The sequence below is a fragment of the Paenisporosarcina sp. P4_B8 genome (genome assembly GCF_056402175.1).
Window position 1 is genome coordinate 1 of the sequence record NZ_JBFUHX010000034.1, and the last position, 9,237, is coordinate 9,237.

Consider the following 9,237-nt stretch of genomic DNA (forward strand, 5'->3'; position numbering starts at 1 on the left):
TTCTGGAGCTTTCTCGCCCCCATAACATTACATTGTGTCCAACCTTATGAACATACCAAGCCAGGAAAGTTCCCCAACGGCCACATCCTAAAACCGAAATTCTCATTATTTTATCTTCCTCATTTATTATTTGTATTTCGAAACAAAAATGTCGATGTATTTTGTTTATCACAACTTCCACACCAATACCATCTTTTCCTTCTTCAACTAACCTGCCCCGTTAGTTGAACAAGAGAGATTGTTTCAGCACTAAATTTCAGTTATTTAATGGTGAAGTTTCGAAACACATCAATTACTAAAGGTATTCCACAAACTACTAACATTAAAAATCCACTATTTCGAAAAATCGCATCTACATGTTCCATGACGTCTCTCCAAAAGAAAAAAGAAGGTACAGGAACAATCATCAATATAAAACCAACTACAAATCCATAGAAAAAAGTTCGTTGTTTATCCAAGTTCATCCCCCTATCTCGTTTGTACAATAAGTTCACAAAAAATGTGTTAATCCTTCTTAGATCAACACACCCGTTAGTTCATTTTCTTTGCAATATAATATTTCCTATTCACCTCATATAAAATGGTATTGTTATTTTCTTTGTTTTTATATAAAGGTGTACCAATTTTCTTTATTGTTTGTAAAGTACAATGAAAAGTGATAAACATCTTTATGGAATTCATCGTATAGCTCTTCGACTAGCGAAGGCTCTGACCTCACAACTATCCCCCCGATCTTGTAGATGCTAATAAGACGTTTGAAGAAACACTTTATTTCATTTTCAAATAAGAATAATTTAATTACACTCTGGAAATGTATTTCAATAAGAAAAAAGGCTTTACTTTCTAAGAAAGGAAAGCCTTTTGATTAATACTTCAACATTTCGTTATACATATAGAGGTTGTCTACAACTTTACTGTTTCCAGTAATTCTATATTAGACACGAATCCTTGATTTCCCTTTAAATTAATACAATATTTTTCCATTTCACAAACCTTTGTACATTTTTTGCTATATAAAAATGTCTATCAAATCTACTTACAATTTGATAGACATGTTAATTAGTTATGGATTTTAAACTGCCTCTTCCACTATGCCGTTCTGCAGCAGGTACATTTTGTGATACAAGCCTTTTCTTGCAAGCAACTGTTGGTGATTGCCCCGTTCAACGACCTCGCCTTGATGAAGGACTAAAATCAGCTCTGCATCTTGAATCGTACTCAAACGGTGGGCGATGGCAATCGTTGTTCGTCCTTGTCGCATTTTTTCAAGACTTGATTGAATTGCCACTTCTGTTTCCGTATCGATGTTTGCTGTTGCTTCATCCAGCACCAAAATCTTCGGATCCGTCGCCATCGTACGGGCGAATGCGACGAGTTGACGCTGACCACTTGAGAAGGTTGAGCCTCGCTCGGTTACTTTTTGCTTATAGCCTTCTGGCAACAGATTGATGAAGCCGTCAGCTTGAACAAACTCTGCAGCAGCACGTACTTCGTCATCCGTCATACTTTGCTTGTGCAAACGAATGTTGCTTTCGATATCCCCGAAGAACAAGAACGGATCTTGTAGCACAAGCCCCATTTTATCCCGTAATTCCTGAGCTTTGAAATCTTTTACAGATTGTCCATCTATCAAAATATCACCTTGTTCAAACTCATAAAAACGCATCAATAAATTGATGATGGAACTTTTCCCACTTCCAGTATGGCCGACAAGCGCTACCGTTTCCCCAGGATTCGCGGTGAAGGAAATGTTTTTCAATACATCTGTTTGTCCATCGTAAGAAAACGTTATATTTTTGAATTCAATTTTCCCAGCATCGATCCGTGCATTTGTGTTCGCCTGGCTTGGCACAAGTTCCTTTTCATCGAGTAGCTTGAAAACACGTGATGCCGCTACAATGGCTTGTTGGAAAATCGATAAACGTTGCATAACTTGATTAATCGGTTCAAAGAATCGGTCAATATATGTCACGAAGGCGTAAATCACACCCACTTCGATCGTATTGCTGAATGAGGTTACCCCAAAATAGCTTAGCAACATAATCAGCGCAAGTGCATACACCAAATCAATCGCGGGACGCAGCAACAAACTATCCATTTTGATGTTACGCTTGCCTGCTTTCCAGTGCTGTTCATTGATGTCATTGAATTCATCTTTCAATCTCGGTTCTTGTCGGAATGCCTGAATCATGGACATGCCTTGCAAGGATTCTGCCAGTTTAGCATTTAATTGACTTAATCGTTCACGTAAATCTTGGTAAAACACCGAGCTGTAACGACGGTACGTTTTTATAATCATAAATAATATCGGCAATAGCAATAATGTAACGAGGGCCAGTTTAACATTCAGAATGAACATCGCGATGTAGACTCCGACCACTAAGAAACCACTTTGCAAGAAACCGACCAAGACACTGACAAACATATCTTTAATGGCTTCCGTATCATTCGTTACGCGAGACACAATGCTTCCGGCAGGTGTTTTATCAAAATAACGCATGCCGAGGTTCTGTACTTTCGTAAAGACATCAATTCGCATTTGCTGAATGATTTTCAGTGCTATCTCCTGGAATTTCAGCAGCTGGAAATAACTAATGAAAACATTGGAGATTTGAATGAATAAGTACGCACTCGCCAGTCCGACTAGTGGTCCCGTCGGAAAGTTTTGAGCGGTCAAATAATCATCTATAAACGTTTTAATCAATATCGGTCCAACAACGTCCCCAACTACGGTAAGGCCTAGTAGGAATAACGCAAATGTAATGACTTTTTTATGTGGCTTCAAGTAGGAAATGAGTCTTCTTAAGATGATGCCTTGATCTTTTCCTGTTAGCTTTGGCTGTTCTTCCATTACACCTCACCTCCCATTTCAACAAGTGCTTCTAATTGTTGTAACTGATACATTTCGTAGTAACGTCCTTTTTGGTCCATGAGGTCTTCATGGGACCCTTTTTCAACAATTGTTCCTTCATGAAGCACGATGATTTGATGTGCATGTTGAATCGCGCTCAATCGATGTGCGGTAATAATGGTGGTTTCATCCAGTCGGGATGCTTTTAACGACTCAAGGATTGCTTCTTCTGTCCGCGCATCAACTGCAGATAACGAATCGTCCAAGATTAACAATTCCGGCTTCATCATCAATGCACGGGCAATCGAAATCCGTTGCTTTTGTCCACCAGATAACGACACGCCTCGTTCGCCGACAATGGTTTCATAACCATTCGTGAATTTCAGTATGTCTTCATGAATGTGTGCGAGCTGAGCCGCTTCATACACTTCTTCTATTGGAGCACTTGTATTCGCAAAGGCAATATTTCCTGCAACCGTCGTTGAAAACAAGAAATGATCTTGCGGTACATAACCAATTGCTGAACGCAGTCGTTCTTTTTTGTAGGCATTGATGGAATGGCCACCATAAGTAATCCACCCATCGTATCCTTCGAACTCACGTAATAACAACTTCAAGATAGCTGTTTTCCCTGAACCCGTCTTGCCGACAATTCCTAACGTTTCTCCACGTTTCAGTGTGAAGTGAACATTTTTCAGGGCAGCGCGGTCGTCTTCCGGGAATTTAAATTCATCGATATGAACATCCAGGTCGCCCTGCGCTTTTACATCTAGTGCATGTTCCGCGTCATCAATATCGATTGGTTCGGCAAGCAATGCGCGAATCCTATCGTAAGAAGCACGTCCTCGTTCAACAATGTTGAATAACCAGCCGAATGCGAGCATTGGCCAGACTAGCAACCCAAGATAGGCAGTAAATGCAATCAAATCCCCGATTGACATTTCATTTGCCATGATAAATCGTGCACCGAACACGATTGATAGGAAAAACGAAGTACCAACAATTGCCGATATCGTTGGATCGAATAGTGAATCCACTTTGGCTACGTGTATGTTCTTTTCGACTACGTCATCCGATAACTTTACAAAGTCTTGGATGTCTTCTTTTTCCTGACCAAATGTTTTAATGACTTTGATTCCCGAAATACTTTCCTGTGCTTTATCGTTCAAATTCGAGAAGGCTTCCTGGGCAAAGTGGAAACGATTATGCAACAGTGTTCCGTAGTAATTTGTCAAATACGCCATGATCGGCATGGGAATCAATGCAATGAGCGTTAATTTCCAATTGATTGTAATTGCCATCGCGGCTATAACAAACCCACCTGTAGTCAGTGAATCGACTAGCGTCAAGACACCCGCTCCTGCCGTCTGTTGAACAGCTGATAAATCATTGGTCGCATGTGCCATCAAGTCACCAACACGGCGCTTTTGATAAAACCTAGGTGACATGCGGGTAAAATGTTGGAATAAACGTTCTCGCAATTGACGAGCAAGTAAAATTGCCGAACCAAAAATCATCGTACGCCAGTAATAACGAATGATATACATGGCCAGAGCGGCACCTGCCAGGAACAACAGCCATTTCACAAGTGCTTCGCCTGTTAAAGTACCCAATCTAATTTCATCGACGACATATCCTATTATTTTAGGTGGCAGCAGTTGCAAAAATGCAACGACCATCAGCATCAAGATGCCGAAGATATACTGTTTCTTTCTCTCTTTAAAAAACCACCCTAAATCTAAAAATACTTTCACGCAGTAATCCCCCGATTCTTTTTTTCAGACTTTACTAGTTTAGCAAATGTTCGGAATTTAGAGAAGATACGAAATGGAAATTATTCGGATTGGGAAATAGTTCGAATAAGCGATGTGGATTTTCTCACATCTCCCACACCCCGGCCTTACTAGAATGGCCGGGGTGTAACATCTCCCTCTTTTTTTATTCGGCTTTATGTCCCCCGATTAACTTGGAACGAGCTCGGGCTGTTCCGGCGTCTGTATAGGAAACGGCACGCAGTAAAGCGGCCGAACCATATTTGCTGCGAATGTGATCCATGGCTGAACCTAGCTTTCGCTTGCGCCACTTTTCCGCTTCAAATAGGCTGAGCTGCATCGAATGCTCAGGCTCCATATTTGATAAAGTTACGGACAGTCGTCGGACGGGTCGGTCATCAAAATGTTCATCCAGCAGCTTCACACACATCTTGTAAATTTTCATTGTGTCGTTTGTGGCTTCTTCCATTGAACGGGAACGATGAAACCCACCGCCAAAGGCCTCTTTACTGTACTCGGCACCGAGATGAACGGTACGCCCGACTTTACCCGCTTCCCGCGCACGTCTTGCCACGTCTTCCGTCATTTCAAGAACAACGGCAAGAATTTCTTCCTTCTTACGGTAATCGCGAAATAGAATTTGCCCTTTTCCGTAACTGACCTGCCCTTCGATAAGAGGTGCACCGAGGTCGGATAAATCAATACCCCAGGCGTGATGGTACAGTTGGTTTCCCATGACCCCGAATTTTGCTTCAAGCGTCGCCAACTTCGTTTTCGCAAGATCTCCGACTGAAAAAATCCCCATGGCATTCAAGTTTTTTTCCATTCGCGGTCCAATGCCCCACATTTCGCGAAGTGGTGACACTGGCCATAACTTTGTTGGGACATCTTCATAAGTCCAACGTGCGAATCCTGTTTTTTTGGCATCCAAATCAAGCGCCAGTTTCGACATCAACATATTCGGACCCATGCCCATCGCAGATGGCAATTGAAACTGCTCTAGTAAATCGTCCTGAATGCGCTGGATGGTTTGCTCGACAGGTCCCCATAATCGCTCCGTCCCTGCCAAATCAATAAAACTTTCATCCACGCTGTAGACATGAATCGCTTCTTTTGGCACATACTCACTGAGCAAACGGGTAATTTCCATAGATACCCGCACGAAAAAGCCCATTTTAGGTTCAATCAGCCGAATATCTGGGTGATCCGGTATTTCAAATAAGCGCGTACCTGTCTTCACGCCAAATTCTTTTTTTAATGGTGGGGAAGCCGCTAACACGATGCTTCCCTTCTGTTGTTGATTCCCAATAATCGCAATCGGGGTTTTCATCACGTCAAGTCCTTCATCCGCTGCCGCACAGCTTGCATAAAAACTCCGCATATCGAGACAAACGATTTTCCGATCGGGATATTGTTCATACATGATGTTCTCCTCCTTCAAAACGAACAAATGTTCTTAAATGAATTATACCCCGAACGAATGTTCTTAATCAATGGATGGAAAACATTTTCATTTTGAGGTGAGGAAACTTTCAGGTTGAAGGAATGGCACTCCAGGTAGACAGAATGGGAATCTAGGTAGACAGACCACTCGTCCAGGTAGACACAATGGTTCTCCAGGTTGCACAAAATCACGAAACCCATAAATTTCCCAAAGAAAAAAACGTTCGAAAAATATCGAACGCATCAGAAATCAATCACGCAGCATGAATGAATGCAAATTGTAGCAGCACCACTAGAAAAAAACGACGATAATTAGTAAGGCTATTCCTATTAGACAACCGCCAATTAAGTCAGAGTTGTTCCACAAAAAATATATTGTGCTTTTATTGTTAAAATCGTATGATTTTACTCTTTTTATTAACCATAATCCGAAAATGATAAGAAAAATCAGTCCAAACATAATTAACATGGGAGTTTCTTTTATATATACTTCAGTTTCCACTAAAAATCCTCCCTTGAAATGTAACTATCCTGAGCCTTGATTTTAACTTAAGCACCCAATTAAACTAAAAACCTATTTTAGTTATACCAAGGTCGGTCTAACGTTATTGGGCACCCTTTTAATTAGGTAAGAAATACTGAAATAAATAACGAAAAGAACCGTTACTAAAAGAAAGGGAACTAATGCCTTTCTTATTTCTTCTTCGCCTTCAGCTTTCTTAACCTTCTTTCTATAATCAATCCAACTAATAAACGTTACAATCGAAATTAAAATTACATATGGAAGTTCTTCCAGGTGAATCCCCCCTTATCCCCGATATTTGATTCAAAAAATCTAACCCTTTTTATAACTAACCTGCTGAGTTTGTTGAATAAGGAAAAGGGTTTCTTCATTGCCCATTGATCTTTAACTAAAGCATCAGTAGTTGTATAAGTAATACAATTTAATATATTTCTCTTGTCTTATTGTTAATAAATCTATTTAGCGCAATAACAATTAAAATCATCCCTAGTATTAAAAAACTTATGAAAAAATATTTCAAACCAATAGTTGGAGAATTTGATACAAAACCACTTAATACCAAGAATATTACGCCAATAGATGTTAGGAAATACGAAAACAACTTATCGTTACGTTTGAGTAGAATATATCCTAAAAGGATTAGAATGTACGTACTACTGAGTAACATAATTAAAGGAAATGTAGGTAAAAATTTAGCTGCATATACAAAATAGTCAATTGTTAAAATATCGCTTGCTTGCTTCACAGGACCATTTAACATCTCAGAAAAGATAGCTGTATGTTTCCATTCCCAAGAGACATCTAATATTTTACTTCCCTCATACCATGAAGCTAGAGCAGAAAAGATGAAAGCCATTGAAGCTATAGATAAATGGATAATAATTTTAAAAGACATGTTTACACCTCCAAGATATACTCAATATTAACATTAATTTACATTACAGAAAACTTACAGGGGATGTAATATTGAACTAATCTCCACGTGTAGTTGAACAAGAAAAAAATGCTTTACTCCTATTTGAAGTAAAGCACCCATTAGTTGAACCTAAGTATCATCCCATTTTTCGTCGTTCCTGAATAAGAAAAGTAATAAGTATCTTATCCGTTTCGGTTGAATTACTTTTTACTATTTTTATGCATTTTTCCATACAGTTGCATATTTCTTTGGATATTTAATATCTTCTGCCAGGCTATCAAGATCTAAATGTATTTATTATAAGGTTAAATCAGATGACTCTGGAACAACTACAGGCTCACCTGCTTTTAATAATACTTTGTTTCTTCCTAATAACACGCCAAGTATTAACATAAGCACTCCCGTACCCAATAGAATCCATTCAACTCTCACTACATCTGCCATAGGTCCAAAAATGAGCATTCCTATCGGCATCATAGATGTAGCAATCATCCCGAATACACCAAATACTCTACCTAAGTAATCACCCTCGACTCGCTCTTGAATCAGTACAGTCGTCGGTGTATTGAAGACTGGCATTGTCACTCCGAATATCGCCATGAAGAGTAGATAAGCCCAAAACATTGGCATAATCCCTAATGCAATCGTACAAACCCCCATAATAATACTTGCAAGTGTCATCGTATGCACCTTATTTGAAAAGCCTCCCCACCAAGCAATAATGCCTCCGCCTGCCATCATTCCAATCGAAAAGGCTATTTCAATTGCAGTTAACCGCCATACATCATCACCAAAGCTCCGAGTCACTTGTAATGGAGTTAAAAATGCTGCAGGCGCCATTAAAACAAATAACATCGCGAAATACAAAAAGAACGTTTTCAAAAAAGCGTGGTTATTAATATATGTTAAACCTGCTTTAAAATCAGTAAGATAGCTTGTTGTTTGTACCTCGGATGCCTTTGCATGTACCTGAATTTTTAAGAATACAAGCAAAGTTACGATTGCTATAGCTGCAGTTACCACATCTATAAAGAAAATACTTTCTAATGTGGCCATTGTCAGCATTGCCGCACTCACCATAGGAGACACGAACATAATAATAGCCTGTATACTTCCGTTAATTCCACTTACCTTCGTCAGATTATCCTCTGGAACAATTTGCGGTAAAATAGCCCCTACTGCTGGACCTTGAATACCTGTTCCTATCGCTCTAATAGCAGCCATAGCAAACAGTAACCAAACTGCCTCATATCCCAGTAAGAAGACAATTGCCATGACGAGAGTTGCAACAGCAATTAATCCATCCGATAAGATGATGAGTACTTTTCGATTGTATCGATCTGCCCATACTCCGGCAAAAGGCGATAAAATAAAAGTAGGGATGAATCCACATAAAATAAACAGTGTCATCATCATTCCTGATTGTGTAGTAAGTGTTATATGCCACATAATCGCATATTGAACCAGTGAGGAACCAAAAAGTGATATCGTCTGACTACTTAAAAAGATAATAATATTCTTTTTCCAATTTTCATATTCCATATTCATTTTCGTCACGACCTTTTCTGTATATTTCCTACAATGAAAAGTAAATGGTTAAGGTCTTTTTTTCTCGAATCGAAAAATAGTAGTTTCATTACTATTTTTAGACAACAAAAAAAGAGGGTAGATTCAACCTCTCTTTTTTTGATAAACATAAAAATAAAGTTTTCCTAAAGAGACAGACTAATCC

General features: G+C 39.3%; 6 protein-coding genes and 1 pseudogene. All 7 read right to left on the reverse strand.

Translation table 11 applies throughout. The annotated features are described in order from the left end of the window. Positions 1-106: pseudogene (locus AC1DSK_RS16965) on the reverse strand (NAD(P)H-dependent glycerol-3-phosphate dehydrogenase); the annotation flags it as partial. A gap of 154 nt (positions 107-260) precedes the next feature. Next, a complete protein-coding gene (locus tag AC1DSK_RS16970; RefSeq protein WP_477548791.1) occupies positions 261-458 on the reverse strand; it encodes a hypothetical protein in 198 nt (65 codons plus the stop codon). Positions 459-1,072: 614 nt separating this feature from the next. Then, complete coding sequence (locus AC1DSK_RS16975; protein WP_477548792.1) at positions 1,073-2,851, reverse strand: ABC transporter ATP-binding protein; 1,779 nt, start codon at positions 2,849-2,851, stop codon at positions 1,073-1,075. Further along, positions 2,851-4,605 (reverse strand): ABC transporter transmembrane domain-containing protein, encoded by a 1,755-nt coding sequence (locus tag AC1DSK_RS16980; protein ID WP_477548793.1) that lies wholly within the window; start codon positions 4,603-4,605, stop codon positions 2,851-2,853. The genes AC1DSK_RS16975 and AC1DSK_RS16980 overlap by 1 nt, the downstream gene beginning before the upstream one ends. Before the next feature lie 184 nt (positions 4,606-4,789). Further along, entirely contained in the window at positions 4,790-6,046 is a 1,257-nt protein-coding gene (locus AC1DSK_RS16985) for a Y-family DNA polymerase (RefSeq protein WP_477548794.1), read from the reverse strand. 964 nt (positions 6,047-7,010) lie between these two features. Then, complete coding sequence (locus AC1DSK_RS16990; protein WP_477598427.1) at positions 7,011-7,484, reverse strand: DUF4306 domain-containing protein; 474 nt, start codon at positions 7,482-7,484, stop codon at positions 7,011-7,013. Positions 7,485-7,802: 318 nt separating this feature from the next. Next, positions 7,803-9,053 (reverse strand): MFS transporter, encoded by a 1,251-nt coding sequence (locus tag AC1DSK_RS16995; protein WP_477548718.1) that lies wholly within the window; start codon positions 9,051-9,053, stop codon positions 7,803-7,805. Positions 9,054-9,237 lie beyond the last annotated feature (184 nt).

Coding starts and splice junctions, on each gene's coding strand:
- AC1DSK_RS16995 (WP_477548718.1), bottom strand. CDS start 9,053: ATGAATATGGAATATGAAAATTGGAAAAAGAATATTATTATCTTTTTA.
- AC1DSK_RS16975 (WP_477548792.1), bottom strand. CDS start 2,851: ATGGAAGAACAGCCAAAGCTAACAGGAAAAGATCAAGGCATCATCTTA.
- AC1DSK_RS16990 (WP_477598427.1), bottom strand. CDS start 7,484: ATGTCTTTTAAAATTATTATCCATTTATCTATAGCTTCAATGGCTTTC.
- AC1DSK_RS16985 (WP_477548794.1), bottom strand. CDS start 6,046: ATGTATGAACAATATCCCGATCGGAAAATCGTTTGTCTCGATATGCGG.